The organism is Sphingobacterium sp. UBA5670 (assembly GCF_002420705.1).
GTDB lineage: Bacteria > Bacteroidota > Bacteroidia > Sphingobacteriales > Sphingobacteriaceae > Sphingobacterium.
In genome coordinates, this window is record NZ_DIIM01000004.1 from 155,101 (window position 1) to 170,552 (window position 15,452).

At 42.7% G+C, this 15,452-nt stretch carries 11 protein-coding genes; 2 read left to right on the plus strand and 9 right to left on the minus strand.

Features of this window, described 5'->3' with window-relative positions:
- Positions 1-13: 13 nt before the first annotated feature.
- The 3 genes from B3C94_RS05320 to B3C94_RS05330 form a co-directional block, all read right to left on the minus strand.
- Entirely contained in the window at positions 14-1,324 is a 1,311-nt protein-coding gene (locus B3C94_RS05320) for an efflux RND transporter periplasmic adaptor subunit (RefSeq protein ID WP_293900130.1), read from the minus strand.
- Between the two features lie 7 nt (positions 1,325-1,331).
- Positions 1,332-5,654 (minus strand): CusA/CzcA family heavy metal efflux RND transporter, encoded by a 4,323-nt coding sequence (locus tag B3C94_RS05325; protein WP_293900133.1) that lies wholly within the window; start codon positions 5,652-5,654, stop codon positions 1,332-1,334.
- Positions 5,655-5,804: 150 nt separating this feature from the next.
- On the minus strand, positions 5,805-6,134 hold the full coding sequence (locus B3C94_RS05330) for a DUF6660 family protein (protein ID WP_293900136.1): 330 nt from the start codon (positions 6,132-6,134) through the stop codon (positions 5,805-5,807).
- A gap of 493 nt (positions 6,135-6,627) precedes the next feature.
- On the opposite strand from B3C94_RS05330, the gene B3C94_RS05335 reads away from it, so the two are divergent.
- Both B3C94_RS05335 and B3C94_RS05340 read left to right on the plus strand, forming a co-directional pair.
- Positions 6,628-8,235, plus strand: coding sequence for a hypothetical protein (locus B3C94_RS05335; protein WP_293900139.1), 1,608 nt, complete (start codon positions 6,628-6,630; stop codon positions 8,233-8,235).
- 91 nt (positions 8,236-8,326) lie between these two features.
- Positions 8,327-8,497 (plus strand): hypothetical protein, encoded by a 171-nt coding sequence (locus B3C94_RS05340; protein WP_293900142.1) that lies wholly within the window; start codon positions 8,327-8,329, stop codon positions 8,495-8,497.
- A 123-nt stretch (positions 8,498-8,620) separates the two neighbouring features.
- Here the strand turns inward: B3C94_RS05340 and B3C94_RS05345 are convergent, their stop codons facing one another.
- The 6 genes from B3C94_RS05345 to B3C94_RS05370 form a co-directional block, all read right to left on the minus strand.
- A complete protein-coding gene (locus tag B3C94_RS05345) occupies positions 8,621-9,787 on the minus strand; it encodes an alpha-hydroxy acid oxidase (protein WP_293900145.1) in 1,167 nt (388 codons plus the stop codon).
- 98 nt (positions 9,788-9,885) lie between these two features.
- The gene (locus tag B3C94_RS05350; protein WP_293900148.1) at positions 9,886-10,656 is read right to left on the minus strand and encodes an SDR family NAD(P)-dependent oxidoreductase; all 771 of its coding nucleotides are present in this window, start codon (positions 10,654-10,656) and stop codon (positions 9,886-9,888) included.
- Between the two features lie 56 nt (positions 10,657-10,712).
- Positions 10,713-12,356 carry a sodium:solute symporter gene (locus B3C94_RS05355; RefSeq protein WP_293900151.1) on the minus strand — a complete coding sequence of 548 codons (1,644 nt, stop codon included), beginning with the start codon at positions 12,354-12,356 and terminating at the stop codon, positions 10,713-10,715.
- 9 nt (positions 12,357-12,365) lie between these two features.
- Positions 12,366-13,586 carry an enolase C-terminal domain-like protein gene (locus B3C94_RS05360; RefSeq protein WP_293900154.1) on the minus strand — a complete coding sequence of 407 codons (1,221 nt, stop codon included), beginning with the start codon at positions 13,584-13,586 and terminating at the stop codon, positions 12,366-12,368.
- Between the two features lie 47 nt (positions 13,587-13,633).
- Complete coding sequence (locus B3C94_RS05365) at positions 13,634-14,680, minus strand: alpha-L-fucosidase (protein WP_293900157.1); 1,047 nt, start codon at positions 14,678-14,680, stop codon at positions 13,634-13,636.
- Positions 14,681-14,721: 41 nt separating this feature from the next.
- Positions 14,722-15,150: an L-rhamnose mutarotase gene (locus B3C94_RS05370; protein ID WP_293900160.1), complete on the minus strand. Its 429-nt coding sequence runs from the start codon at positions 15,148-15,150 to the stop codon at positions 14,722-14,724.
- Between the last annotated feature and the right edge of the window lie 302 nt (positions 15,151-15,452).

The window sequence follows — 15,452 nt, forward strand, 5'->3', positions numbered from 1 at the left end:
CAAATGCTGTCAATTAATGTTCGTGTCCACCTGTATTGCTCATTTTGGCATTGATAAAAAAAGCACCCTTCACAACAATTTTTGTCCCGGCCGGCACCTCTGTAACCGGGATAATCGCCGTAAACCCCAAGGCAGACACGCCTTTTTGAATCTCAATTTTTTCAAAATTGATGTTCTTGGCCTGTTCTTCTACATGCTTACCGGCTTCCTTCTCATTGCTGTGTGCATGTTTTGCTTCACCTTCGTCGTGCGCATGCCCGTGATCGTCGTGCCCTTCTTCATGCTCCTCAGGTTTCTTGTCTGTCTCCACAAAAATATAATACTTGCCGTCGGCCTCCACAATGGCGTCATTCGGAACAGCTGGAGTCCGCACATTATTGATACCGATCATCCCCGTAATGTTCATTCCATCAATCAAGCCCACTTTGCTGCCTACCACCGTACTGTGTACAGCGATGGTCTTGCTGTCATTTTCAAAGGAAGATCCAATCGTAAAAACTTTAGCAGTATAAGTTTTGTCTGGGTTGTTTGTCAATTGGAAGTTGATGAGTTGCCCCACTTTAACCAAGGGTAGATCCTTTTCAAACACCTGCAGATCTAAGTGCAGGAGGCTATTGTCAACAATCTCGATCACCGGCGAAGAGACATCCACATAACTCCCTATTTTCGCAAAAACACTACTCACGGTTCCATTGATAGGGCTTGTCACGGTCAATGAAGTGCGCATATTGGAAAGATTCACACTATTGGGATTAATGCCCATCAATTGGATCTGTTGCTGCAAGGAAGCCTTTCGAGCCCGTAAACTGTTGAAGTCTGCTGTTGCGGCCTGCAGATTTTTCCGTGCGCCGGCATTGCCCTCATTCAATTCCTGTTGCCTTGCCATTTCTTGTTCAGCCAGAGTAATTTTGCTTGCGAGGGAAACGTATTCCTCCTGCAACTGTACAAACTGGGGGTTGATAATCGTAGCGATCACCTGCCCCTTACGCACATTGTCTCCCAACTGTACATTCAAGGTCTTTACAACACCACCATAAAGCGCCGTTGCATTCGCTTTATTGTTATTGGGTACACTCAAAAGTCCATTGGCCTTAATTGTAGCAGTGAGTTCCTTCTCTTCAATACCTCCAAAAACAATGCCCACAGCTTTTATTTGTGCAGCACTCAGGGCGGCTACGGTAACCGGCCCTTCCTCATGCCCCTCTTCGGCTTTAGGCTCTTCCTTTCCCGCTGGTTGACCTTTACGCTCCGACTCATTAGAACCGCAACCGTAAAAAACAGTAACGGCGATACATACGATAAATATCTTTATGAAAACTTTCATTGTTGACTTATTTGTTATTGAAGTAATTATATTGAATTGCAGACTGATTATACTGATTGAGTACTTCCAGATAATTCTGGCGAATCCCAATGGCCTGACTTAAAAATTGACTTAATTCAGCAAAATTGATCTCCCCCGTTCGATAACCCAAACTAGCTGCTTTAATGATCGCATCCGCTTGTTTTAAACCCGAAGACTCGTAAAATTGCAGTAATGCACTATTCTTGTCAATCTCTGCAAGTGCGTTCCCTTTATTTGTCTGGAATACCTGCGTATCATATTCCAACTTTCGCTGTTGAACTTCCATTTCAGCATTGGCAGCCTTCACTTTACTTTTATACGCGCCCAGGCTAAAGACGGGGAAAGATGCGGAGACAGAAAATCCCGATAACGGATCTTTGGCTCCCCAAACACGTTGAGAGAAAAATCGACCCGAGAACTCCGGCTTATTAGTATTTTTCTGAACGTTGATATTCGACGAAGCGATATTTACATTTTGCTGCTGTAAAACAAGTAAAGGATGCGTTAGTTCTTCAGATGGGCTGGCGTTCACGACAATCTTCTCCAAGGACTGATCCAATGGAAGCATCCACTCATTACGATCCAACAACATCATCAATTGTTGCTGCTGAATAACGATATCCTTCTTGTTTTGAACCAATTGAGCCTGAAGCTCTTTTAATTTTGCTTCTGCGGCGATCTTATCCAGCGCAGCCACATCACCAGTTCTAAAACGTAATTCTGTTGCCTTAAACATGGCCGTATAGATACTATCTAGCTCCATATATAGTTTTTGGCGATCCTGAAGATACCAAAGCTGAAAATAGGCCGTCCTTACATCTTTCGTAATCGCAGTTTTCAATACATCCGTATTTAGATTCGCATATTTTAGTTGCTGTTTAAAATACTCCTTACGCGCTGCGTAGAGCCCGGGCCAGGCAATACTTTGCGTTATACCAATTTTCAATAAGCCGGCCTTATCCGATGGACGATAGTCTTCATTTTCTGCAAAGATCCCGGTCTTGGGGATTTCGGTCGCCGTTTTAACATTAAAACCGGCACCCGCGATCTCCGCCTGATTGATCTGAAACTGCCGATTACTCTTTAACGCAGTTTCCACAGCTTCTGTAACAGAAATGCGCTCTTGGCCAAACACCTGAGATCCCAAGGTCATAAATAGGAAAACAAGCACTGTAACAAAGGTCTTAGCACCGCTACTTCGTTTCATATTCCATTTAGAATTAAAAATTATATACAATAACGGCAGCACAAACAAGGTCAGGAAAGTTGCCGTTATCAATCCGCCAATAACTACTGTTGCCAAAGGTTTCTGAACTTCAGCGCCGGCACTTGTACTTATTGCCATCGGTAAAAAGCCCAGTGAGGCCACGGTCGCTGTCATTAATACAGGACGTAAACGAGTCAAAGTACCCTCTTTAACGCGTTGAAAAATATCATCGACCCCCTCTTTTTTCAACTGATTGAAAGTACCGATCAGAACAATACCATTAAGTACCGCCACGCCAAATAAGGCAATAAAGCCGATACCGGCACTAATACTGAAAGGCATGCCCCGCAACATCAATGCAAATACTCCCCCGATAGCACTCATTGGAATTGCGGTAAAAATTAGCGTCGCCTGCTTAAAGGAATGGAACGTGAAATACAACAACATAAAAATAAGCAATAAGGAAACTGGCACAGCAATCAACAGGCGTGAACTCGCTTTTTGCAAATTCTCAAACTGCCCCCCATAAGTGAAATAATAACCCGCAGGAAGTTTTACATTTGCCGCCAATTGTTGTTGGATATCTTTTACGACGGTTTGAACATCACGCCCTGCCACATTAAATCCAATCACAATTCTTCGTTTACCAGCTTCACGGCTGATTTGGGCCGGTCCCAATTTATAATCAATGGCAGCAACCTGAGAAAGAGGAATCTGCGTACCTGTATCTGTAGGAATCATCAGATTACGTACATCATCAATACTGTTTCGGTGGGTTGTATCTAACCTGACGACCAGATCAAAGCGACGTTCATTTTCATAGATCTGTCCCGTACTTCGACCGGCAAAGGCGGTACTCACCACATCATTAACGTCCTGAATAGTCAATCCATAATTCGCAATCCGTGTACGGTCATAAACGATATTGATTTGAGGAAGACCGGATACACGTTCAACCTGGGGCGATGTTGCTCCTTGAACGGATTGAATCTGAGCCGCCACCACATTGGCATACGCAGCTAATGAATCTATATTTTCGCCAAAGATCTTTACAGCCACATCCTGGCGGATACCCGTCATCAACTCATTGAAACGCATCTGAATAGGTTGATTCTTTTCGAAAAAGACACCAGGAATTACCTCTAATTTTTCAAGAATAGCGCTACCCAGTTCTTCATAAGAACGCCCCGACTTCCATTCTTTTTGAGGCTTCAGTACAACCATAATATCTGTCGCTTCCGGTGGCATAGGATCTGTCGGCACCTCAGCTGCGCCTGTTTTACCGACAACCATCTTCACTTCATCAAACTCTTTGATAATCCGGGAAGCCTGCATAGAGGTTTCAATACTTTGCGAAAGCGAGCTTCCCTGCGGAAGTATACAATGGAACGCATAATCACCTTCCTGCAATTGTGGAATAAACTCGCCACCCATATGCTTAAAAAAGAAAGCCGACAATGCAAAAATGGCAACAGTTAAACTCACGATTAGGTATTTAAACCGAATGGCTTTTTGTAATAAAGGCTCATAAATACGCTGCAGCCCCGCAATCATCCGGTCACTTAAGGTTTTCTTCTCGCTTTGTTTTTTCGGCAGGAACAAAGCGCACATCATAGGAATATAGGTTAACGAGAGAATCAATGCGCCGAAAATGGCAAATCCAACTGTTTGTGCCATTGGACGAAACATTTTCCCTTCAACACCCACCAATGTTAAAATTGGAATATAGACAATAAGAATAATAATCTCCCCAAAAGCTGCACTGGTACGAATCTTTGAAGCAGACTCGAATACCTCCTGATCCATTTCAGCCTGAGTCAATTTTTCGGTTGACTTTCGTAAGCCTAAATGGTGCAATGTGGCTTCCACCACAATAACGGCTCCGTCGACAATCAAACCGAAGTCTATCGCTCCCAAACTCATTAAATTGGCACTTACGCCGAAGACGTTCATCAGCCCAAGTGCAAACAGTAGCGCCAGTGGAATCGCCGAAGCAACGATAAGACCTGCCCGTAAGTTTCCAAGAAATAACACCAGCACGAATATCACGATAAGTGCGCCTTCAATCAGGTTTTTTTCAACAGTACTGATCGCACGCCCAACCAGATCCGTCCGATCCAAATAGGGCTCTATGACAACATCATCTGGTAAAGACTTTTGAATGGTGGGTAGTTTTTCTTTCACGCGATTGACCACCTCATTACTATTTTCCCCCTTTAGCATCATAACGACACCCCCTACTGCATCGACCTCGCCATTGTAGGTCAAGGCTCCATAGCGCACAGCATGACCAAAACGCACATCCGCAACGTCTTTTACATAAATCGGTATAGATCCTGATTTTCGAATAGCAATATTTCTGACATCTTCCAATGAGGTCGCCAGCCCAATTCCCCGGATAAAATATGCATTCGGTTTTTTATCGATATAGGCACCACCTGTATTCTGATTATTTTTCTCCAAAGCTGTAAATAGCTCTGGAATTGTGATATTCATTGCTTTAAGCCTATTGGGATCAACTGCTACTTCATATTGTTTCAGCTCACCACCGAAACTATTGACCTCTGCAATCCCGGGTGTTCCATAAAGCTGACGGGCCACAATCCAGTCTTGCATGGTCCGCAGATCCTTTGCATTGTATTTCTTTTCGCTTCCCTTTTTGGGATGGATAATATATTGATACACTTCTCCCAGTCCGGTACTTACCGGCGCCAGTTCAGGCTTCCCAATACCTGATGGAATTTGATCCACTGCTTCTTTTAAGCGTTCGCCGATCAGCTGACGGGCAAAGTAAATATCCACATCGTCCTCAAAAACAACGGTAATAACGGAAAGTCCAAAGCGTGAAATACTCCTGATCTCCTCAATTTTGGGTACAGTGGCAATGCTTTGTTCAATTGGAAATGTAACCAATTGTTCGACTTCCTGTCCGGCTAGCGTTGGGCAGGAGGTAAAGATCTGGACTTGATTATTGGTAATATCGGGTACGGCATCTATTGGCAGTTTCGTCGCACTCCATGCCCCCCAAATGATAAGCAACAAGGTCATTAAACCGATAACGATCTTGTTCTTAATGCTAAATTTTATAATATGATCTAACACAATTATACGTGATTAATGCTTAATTAATAGCTCGTTAGAATAGCTCATCTCTTGTCGTAATACAATACAACAAGCATATTCCGAGCACAAAGCTGAATAAAGACAGCATAGCATGCTCTTCAGATTTGTTTCTAGAATTTTTACGAAAAATTAAGCATTCACTTTTGGCGGCTGCCAGATGCTTCCAAAATAACTGGAAACAATCGCTGTGTTAAGGACAGGTTTACGATTGTCAAAATAAATTGATACCGGGACGCCATCTATTTGCGGAATTTGATACGCATAAACGGTTATATTTCCACTACAACAATTGCAATAGCAGAAAATAGAACAGGCATCTGATGCATCATCACTATGGTTATGCGCTTGGTTTAATTGTGTTTCCATAGCAGTCTCGTCACAGCGATTGGAAGAATCGCTGCAGGGAACAAAAGAAAGTCCCATAATATATGCTATCAATATGAAAACAATTAATCTCATGAATACACAAATCTAAAAAAAATAAATTAAAATCTCCGCTTAGTCTCAGAAATCTATTGCTTAACATCATCTCCTGTTCTTCCTAAAAATAATCGAACAGCTGCGTTCAACCGACTACCTTTTTCAATCCCTAAACCACATAAAAACGCACAATCCTACACAAGCAATCTGTCAACACATCAATTAACTATTAATACATTATTGTTCAAATAAAACGAATTGTAATTAACAGAAAAACCGGCTAAAACGTGTTTAAACAACATTAAAATGAGAAATGGCAACATTGTAGATATTTCTCTACAAGAAAAATAAGATAACATAAACACACAATGTTAAGTGATATGCTATTTATATAATTGCATCGATAAAAAACCACAGCAATAAAAAAGCAATGGTATACCATTTTTCAAATACAAATCGGCATACTACTGCAAGTATAGTTTAGAACAAGAATCAACAACAAAATCAATAACAAAACAAAATGTCAATTAACATGAATCTAATTCCCCATCGCCGACTGACAAACCTGTTCATGCTAGGCTGTAGTGCCTTCGCACTTAGTCTCTACTCATGTAACAAAAGCGGAGAGAGCACCCCATTAACAGGAGAAACTGTCGTTAAAATCAATCTATCAGGCGTAGAAGCCTACAATGAATCCGACAATGCTGCGGTTCAAAAGCAAGCCTCTGCTGGCACCTCACATGCATCAAGCAGTGCACCAGATGTACAGGAAATGACCATACCAATGGAAAACGGAGGCTCCATTGACGTTGTTCTAACAAACAGTTCAGCTGTCACAAAAAGCCTGGTTGCCTCATCCAATCCCAAACTAGCAACTGCTCAAACCGTAGAGAAGCCATTGGACAAAAACGTCAAGTATAAAGTTGTTGTTTATGACAGCCAAGGAGCCTACGTAACAGAAAAGACGTATAACTATGGCGAGGAAGCTACTGCTGCAGGTATTGTTCTTGATGCTGGAAAGTCCTACACCTTTATTGCTTATTCTATCAATAGCACAACAGCTTTACCGAGCATTAACAATCAAAATACTTTATCCACAGCAAGCTTAAATAATATAAGCGGCGACTTAATGTATTACACTGGTACTTTGACCCTAAAAAATGGTGTGAACAACTTGAATGTTGTATTAAAGCACAGATTTAGCCAGATCACAACGACATTGACAATGGACCCAAGTATGACCGGAGCGATCACTCAAATCGGAACTGCCGTACTTAAACCTAGTCACAGTAGCGCAAATTTAAAATTCTCGGATGAAACGCTAACATACAACGGTTTGAACAATGCTGGGGTCACTACGCAATTTCCGGCTTTAGGCAATGGTCTACGTACCTTGATCAGCAATCCGTCCTTATTGATCCACCCGACAACCAGCAACGGAACATTGATGCTTAGCAGTCTCACCATTGATGATGAAACCAAAACGAACATCACCATTCCAAATGTAAAGATCAATCCTGGACAAAAATATGACCTGAAACTTAACTTCAGAACCTGTACACAAGATGTAACCAGTGATGGCTTAAACTGGAGCTACCCAGCAACAACGTCAAATGGCAAAATAGGCATCATGAAAGATGGTAAATTCTATCCAAATGGAACTGCTATCGACAGAAGCTTCACTGCTCCAGCAGCAGACTATGGTTTTGTCTTCGACATTACCGAACTGGACAATGCGTTCAATATGGAAGTTAATGGTGTGAAACTAGCTAAACAGGAGCTTCAATTTCAATCCAATGCAGTTGCTTCTACACAGAATGTTCAGTTTTCAGACGGCAGCAAATATGCTGGTAACAATATCGAAACCGGCAAAAAAATCGATGAGGTTTACAACATGAAAGGTACAAGCAGCGCCCCATTAGTTAAGGTGGTGATCAGCCGAACTGGACAAGTCACTTTGTTTGGTAGCAAAACATCTGGCGGCCCTTTATATGAACTTAAACTATTTAATGGAAACAGCTTCAACACCTTCCCTTGGAGTGCAACACAAAGTAACGTCGTAAAAGTAACCCAGCTCGTTGATGGACGTACAATTATTAAAGGCGTAGGGGCAGGAAAGAAGAAAATCCCTTGTAAATAATAAATAGATCAATAATCAGAAAAACTAAAATTTGCCGAGAATAACGACACAAAATTCAGTAAGCGTAAATCAGCAAGCATAAAAAAATATTATGGAAAAGAAATTAGCATACATCGCCCCAAAAGTCAACACGACTATGATCGAACTTGAGCAAGGTATTGCTGCGGGTTCCGCATGCGCAAGACCCGAAGATGCCAACAGCGGCAAGGTCAGCGAACAATGGGAAACAGGTTCCACAGACAACAGAAACATCGACTGGTAGACCATTTCCAATAGTGGACAAAAAAGAAAGCCACCTTTGATATCAAAGGTGGCTTTCTTTTTTTTATCATAGGCTCATTTCCCACCGACAACAGCGGATCAAAAATTGAACCCGCAATAGCTGTTACAGAATAGCCTGTAGACGTTCGGGAAAGTCCTCGATCTTTGAAAGGCTTAATTGTTTCATAACTTGATACAAATGCGTCTTGAACATATTGATGGTATGCTCCCCGCCTTCATTTCCTAAAGCTCCCACACCATACATAAATGGTCTTCCCATAAAATTAAAATCTGATCCAACAGCATGGGCGCGCGCCAAATCAACCCCCGAACGGATACCACCGTCTAACATGATTTTTATCTTACTTTTATAGGCTGGGTTGCTCGCTAAACGGATCAATGAATTGATCGAAGATTCACTTGCGTCGAGCTGTCTTCCGCCATGATTTGATACAATTACTCCATCAACGCCTAAAGCGATGGAAGCCTGCATATCTTCATCGGTAGCAATCCCCTTAAGCACCAAAGGACCTTTCCACAGATCCCGAATAGCTTTAATTTTTTCAACATCCACTTTACCAGTAAATGTTCTGTTCATAAACTGTCCCAGCTGCGCCAAATCAAGTCCTTTTTCCATATAGGGCTTCAATGTCGCAAAAGAAGGAATTCCATGTCTTAATGTTTCGATTCCCCAAGTCGGGCAGACAAAGGTTTGCAAGATATTGGCTATACTCATCTTGGGCGGCATGGACAATCCACTTTTTATTTCACGATAGCGAAGTCCAAAAGCAGGAACATCAACCAATACGACCAATACAGGACATTCAACAGTCTGCAAACGTTTTATAATATCATCGCGCAGTCTATTTTCCGTCGGATGATACAGCTGAAACCATGCCTTGCCATCGGATACTTCGGCGATACGTTCGATACTGCTCGTTGAAACGGTGCTCAAAATATAGGGAATATCATTCTTTGCTGCCGCTTTGGCTAGAATCTCCGGTGCATTCGGCCACATCAATCCCTGAAGTCCAATAGGTGAAACACCAAAAGGTGCGCTATAACGACGGCCGAATAATTCAACAGAAAGGTCTATTTCTTCACTGGCAAGCAAATATTGGGGCTTCAACAGAATGTTATCAAAATCGTTCTCGTTTCTGGCGAGATTCAGTTCTTCATTTGCCCCTCCGGTCAAATAATCAAATGCAAATCGTGGAATCCTTTTCTTCGCTTTAATCTTTAGATCTTCAACAGAAGGATAACCTGTATTGTATATAAATTTCTGGCTCATGATTGATGTATTATTTATAAACAGTTATTAACTGCGCGCCAAACTTAGAAAAATTGCTTTTTAAATGCAAGATAATTATAACGAATATAAAAAATCTACTAGATATTTCTGCGGTACCCCAATTCTGCACCACCACTTACGGGTAAATTTACACCGGTGATAAAACGTGCTTGGCTAGACAGTAAAAACACACAGGCATCAGCGATCACGTCGCCTTCGGGACAATAACCCAGTAAATGAATATCTTTCAAAAAATCAAAAACCTGCGCCGGCCGAGGCTGCTCCAGTGTCCATTTGTTGAGCATAGGTGTCATAACAGCAGCTGGCATAACCGAATTAACACGAATACCGACAGCAGCATAGTCTATCGCCATTGATTTTGTGAGTGCGTTGACAGCACCCTTCGTAGCTGCATAGGCTGCGTGATTTTCCTGACCAATATCCCCTACTAAACTGCTGGTGTTTAGAATGCAGCCGCCCGACTCTTTTAAATAGGGATAGCCATATCTCGTGGTCAATAGGATACTCTTCATGTTGGTGTCCAGCAACCTGTGCCATTCATCGTCTGTTGTTTCATGCAAAGGCTTTGATGGACTCGCCAGACCAGCATTATTATGGATTGCATCTATCCGGCCGAAGATAGCAACAGTCTGCTGAATCGCCAGATCAACCTCTCGAGCCTGCGTCACATCCGCACAGATTCCGATATGCGGCCTACCGATCAATTCGCTCACTTCACCAACCGACACTTGATCGATGCCAATAAAGGCCACCTTCGCCCCTGCCTTAACATAGGCTTTTACACATTCTAAACCGATTCCGGCACTTCCGCCGGTGATCAATATAATTTTATCTTCTAAGGTTTTCACGTTCTATTATTCTTGTCTTTAGCATCAAGTTCCAAAGAATCGGAACATTTAAAAAATCAGTTGAAAATTACATATAAAATCACGACAATAGCGAGCAGCAATGCCGACAAAATACGGTAATTTCCCATACCAGGCCAAGCTTTACCCCGAAGCGGATCCATGGGGTTCTTCCAGTACAAATCCCGACTTTGCACGGTATGCTGCACGGGATACACATACGAGAACAATACCTGAAGTATCATACAGACCAAAAACAAATAAAAAGCCATCATCATGAAAGGAGTCTGGCCTATCCAGGAATCCGGCATTAGTTTATTCAGTACAAATACAGCAATCCCCAGAACAGATCCGATCCATAAGGTCAGTTTCGCGGATATTGCTGAAGCTCCTTTCCAAAAGACACCTAAAAGAAATACACAGGTTATGGGTGGAGCAATATGTGCAATTACATCATTTATGCCATTAAAAATGCTCTCATAGCGATCCAACAACGGCAAAAGTGCTAAGGAAAAGCCCATCGCAATGACTGCGGCAATTTTCCCGATGCGGATCAATTGCTTATCGGAAGCGGCAGGCCGCCGCTGTTTGAAAATATCGTAGCTTACCATGGTCGAGATGGAGTTTAAGGCACCCGATATCTGACTCATTAAACCCGATAAAAGCGCTGCAACCAATACACCGATCAATCCCGAAGGCAGCAGCTGTGTAATCATTAAGGTATAGATACCCTTTGAATTGACATGTCCCTGACTATCCACCCCCAGACTGCTTAAATCCAACTGCCCTGTTTTAAACAAGGTATACGCAAATAGACCGGGAAGCACAAATATAAAAACAGGCAAAATTTTCAGGAAGCCACAAAAAAGAGCCCCCACACGCCCGTGATTTTCATCTTTCGCCCCCAAAACACGCTGCACGATCGTCTGATCGGCACACCAGTACCAAATGCCCAGAATCGGATAGCCAAATAATACCGCATACCAAGGCATTCCGCTTCCATCGCTGCCGCTGCGGAGCATCGATAGACGATCCAAAGCATTCCCCTTTGACAGTTCAGCTTTCATTGGCAGCCATCCGCCCATCTTGTCAAAAGCAGCAAAACTGATAATAAAAGCCCCTGCCAGCAATACAATCGTCTGAATAGATTCCGTCACAACAACGGCACGCAATCCGCCCAATATTGTATATATTCCGGTAATCATACAGATCACTGTAATACTCAGATACATATTGAATCCAAAAAGCGTACGCAGTACAATTCCGCCGGCCAACATCGAAAAAGCAATATGAATAACAATTGCCGATAGAATGGAGATAAACGTGAGCCAATCCCGGCTGGCGCGGTCATAGCGTCGTTCCAGAAAGTCGGGCAAGGTGGCAACACCCGATTTAAGATAAAACGGAACAAAAAACAAGGCCAGTAAAACCAGGGTAAAGGCAGCCATCCATTCAAAGTTGCCATTAAGCAGACCTGTATCAAAACCGCTTTGCGCAAGACTGACTAGATGCACCGTTGAGATATTGGTCGCAAACAGCGCCAGCCCAATGGCCGGCCACCGGAGTGTCTTTCCGGCCAAAAAATACCCTTCAGCGCTTTTTTCCTTCACTTTCTTAAATCGTCCCGATCCAGCCAATACGCCGACAACCAAAATCAACAGTATATAAAAAATGGCGATACCTAAATCTAAATTTCCTAACATAACGTCAACTTATAACAAATCACAACTGCTTCCCACATCCATGGGGGTACGGTAAACTCCATTCGCTATTGATACGGGATGTACAAAATGAGACTTTAAATGCGGAATATGCTCTAAAAACAAGGCCTCATGCCCAAGGCTGATGTGGTTAAACAAAACAAGATGCTGATGCAGCTGTCCCATGTCACCGACATGGGGTACAACGGGAATATGATATTTTCGAGCAAGTAAACTCACTGAAATAAACTCGCTCACGCCACCGACTCGAACGGCATCCACCTGTACAAATCCTGTGGCATCCATTTGAAGATAATTTTTAAACAGTATGCGGTTCGGTACATGCTCCCCCATAGCCACTTTAATCGGCGCAATGCGCTCGGCCAATATCTTATGGCCAACAATGTCGTCTGGATGTGTCGGCTCCTCTACCCAAAAAGGGTTCATCTCTTTCAGCTCTTGACAGATGGAAAGCGCCTGCGGAAGGGTCCATTGTTGATTTGCATCCAGCATCACTTTAGCTTCATCGCCGGCAACCTCCCGTACGATATGTGCGCGACGGATATCGCGCAATGGATCTTCGCTACCCACTTTGAGTTTCATTGCGGAAAAACCATTGTCGATAGCACGCCTACAATTGTCCCGCACTTTTTCATCTGAATAGTTAAACCAGCCTACCGACGTATCGTAGCCAGCATATCCCCTTTCAATAACCCCAATTCTTTCAGAAGACGTTGAGATATTTGACTCCAGCAAGCTGATGGCCTCTGCCTTTGTAAACTCATCTTCCAAATAGGAAAGATCCAGCGTATTGACAATCTCTTCGGCGCTGAGATCTGTCAACAGCTTCCACAGCGGAACCCCTCTCGTTTTAGCCCAAAGATCAAAACACGCATTTGTTACCGAAGCTAAGGCCAAATGAACAATTCCTTTGTGGGGACCCAGCCAACGAAATTGCTGTTCGTTACTCAACTTATTAAACAAATTACCAAAATCTGCCATCAGATCCTCAATTGGAATACCTTTCAACCGCTCGGCATAAAAAGCTGCGGCGCGACAGACCAATTCATTTCCTGCACCCAGCGTAAAAGCCAGACCTGTGCCTACGCGCCCCTTATCATCTACCAATCGTGTTACAGCATAAGAATAGACCGGGTCCTTGTGTATTGCATCGCTGCCCGCACCTTTAGCCAAAGGAAATCTCCGATCCTGAATATCAAACGTCTTTATCATAAATCTTAACGTACTTATTTTTAATGTTTAGGTTACTTTATTTTGAACTATAACTTTAATTTTTCCTTTAATTTGAGCAACATGTCAACATCCGAATCTTTTATGCGTCCCATCCGATTGGGACCGACGTTTAAGATCAGAATATTGTCCTGTGCTGTTGCGGTTTGATAGATCGCCTCCAGTTCTTCCAGCGTTTTATATTTCTTATCCGTGGTATTATAAAACCAGCGCTCTCCGAGCACTACCGTTGTCTCAAAAGGCATGTAATAGCTATTTCCTTGCGCCATGAAAAGTTTAGGGTCGGGATCTGCCGGAAGATAAGGATCGCCCAGCCTAAAATCGCTCGGAAAATAGCGTATTGGAAAATAGTTTTGCTGGTCCTTTGGCAGGACAATATGTTTGTCTGTATTCTCAGGAGCTCCAATACTCCAGTTTATACCCACTTGACATCCAGGAACCTTTTTCTTGATTAAACTGTAGATCTCCTGCACCGGCCATCTGTAATTTTCTTTTTCCCAGCCGCCATCCAGCCAAAGTTCGACGATGTCTGTATACTTCTTGGTGATATCCACCAGCTCATTGAGTTGGTTCAACATATATTGATTATATGCTGCATCTTCAGACTTGTCTTTTACCTTGGGGTTCTGCTTTCGGTCCCATAAGGAATAATACAAACCAAGACGAATCCCCTGTTTGGCACATTCTTTAGCCAGCTCTTGCACGACATTTGTCGTGTTTGACGAACTTGCCACATCGTAATTAGTATACTTACTATCCCATAAACAAAAACCTTCATGATGTTTCGTTACCAAGATCATATACTTCATCCCCGCAGCCTTTGCCGTCGATACCCATTGTTTAACATCAATGGAAGATGGTGCGTATGAGCTAGCGGGTTTAGACCCATCAGTCCACTCCTGATCATGAAATGTATTCATGCCAAAATGAACGAACATACCATATTTTCGGTTGATTTGTTTCCGCTGATAGGCATTAGGTTCCTTGGATGGAACCGGCACAATAGTCTTTATCTGGGCACGGAGTGTTGTTCCCCATGCAGCAAGCACCAAACTGAACAATAGTTTTTTATTCATGGTTATATTGTTTTGTTAATGACAGAATTCATTCGCTTACACTAGTCCACATGAAATACCTCGTCCATAGCCGACCATATCTCTCCTTTTTCCTGAGCGTCTGGCAGGGGCAGCTGACAAGGATCGGTCTCTTTCCACCAGCGCTGTGTTTCCGGATCATCGGCCATCTTTTGCATATCAAGTTTAAAATCCCGACCTACATATTCGAAATAGCTGAAAAGAAAAAATTTACCGTCTACCTCTTTCAAAAAAATTGAATAATTGCGAATATGGCATGCTTTAATTTTGCGAAGTACCGCAGGCCAAGCTTCTGCATGAAGATTTTTATAATAAGCTACTTTCTCAGCTTTTAATCCTGTTATAGATGCATAGCGAGTTACCCGCGGATTTTTTTCTACCGATCGAAAGGCTGTCGCACACATTACGACGAAAACAATCGTGAAGATATAGGGATATAATTTAGGAGACATAAGTTCTAAGCGTTCTTATTTAGTTATGCTAAATTACGCTCAGAACAGCTTTATGACTACTGCTAGATTGCCCATTTCTCCCACTATATTAACAGCTTTGCGTGTATTCTTTGATTTTTAGGTCAAAATAAGCTATATTGCTTACTCTTAATTAAAATAACCAAACGCATGAAACCTGTTTTTGCAAAAATTCTGGAAGGTGCAGAAATTACGACATTTGCGACAAAAGATGTGCAACGCCCTTTCTTTTCAACGGAGTTCCATTTTCATAGCGCCTGTCAGATGCCTCTACTTCCAAGGAG

Bases quoted from the DNA above. Each gene is read 5' to 3' on its own strand.
- B3C94_RS05320 (WP_293900130.1), bottom strand. From the start codon at position 1,324: ATGAAAGTTTTCATAAAGATATTTATCGTATGTATCGCCGTTACTGTT.
- B3C94_RS05360 (WP_293900154.1), bottom strand. From the start codon at position 13,586: ATGATAAAGACGTTTGATATTCAGGATCGGAGATTTCCTTTGGCTAAA.
- B3C94_RS05365 (WP_293900157.1), bottom strand. From the start codon at position 14,680: ATGAATAAAAAACTATTGTTCAGTTTGGTGCTTGCTGCATGGGGAACA.
- B3C94_RS05340 (WP_293900142.1), top strand. From the start codon at position 8,327: ATGGAAAAGAAATTAGCATACATCGCCCCAAAAGTCAACACGACTATG.
- B3C94_RS05335 (WP_293900139.1), top strand. From the start codon at position 6,628: ATGAATCTAATTCCCCATCGCCGACTGACAAACCTGTTCATGCTAGGC.
- B3C94_RS05370 (WP_293900160.1), bottom strand. From the start codon at position 15,150: ATGTCTCCTAAATTATATCCCTATATCTTCACGATTGTTTTCGTCGTA.
- B3C94_RS05345 (WP_293900145.1), bottom strand. From the start codon at position 9,787: ATGAGCCAGAAATTTATATACAATACAGGTTATCCTTCTGTTGAAGAT.
- B3C94_RS05330 (WP_293900136.1), bottom strand. From the start codon at position 6,134: ATGAGATTAATTGTTTTCATATTGATAGCATATATTATGGGACTTTCT.
- B3C94_RS05355 (WP_293900151.1), bottom strand. From the start codon at position 12,356: ATGTTAGGAAATTTAGATTTAGGTATCGCCATTTTTTATATACTGTTG.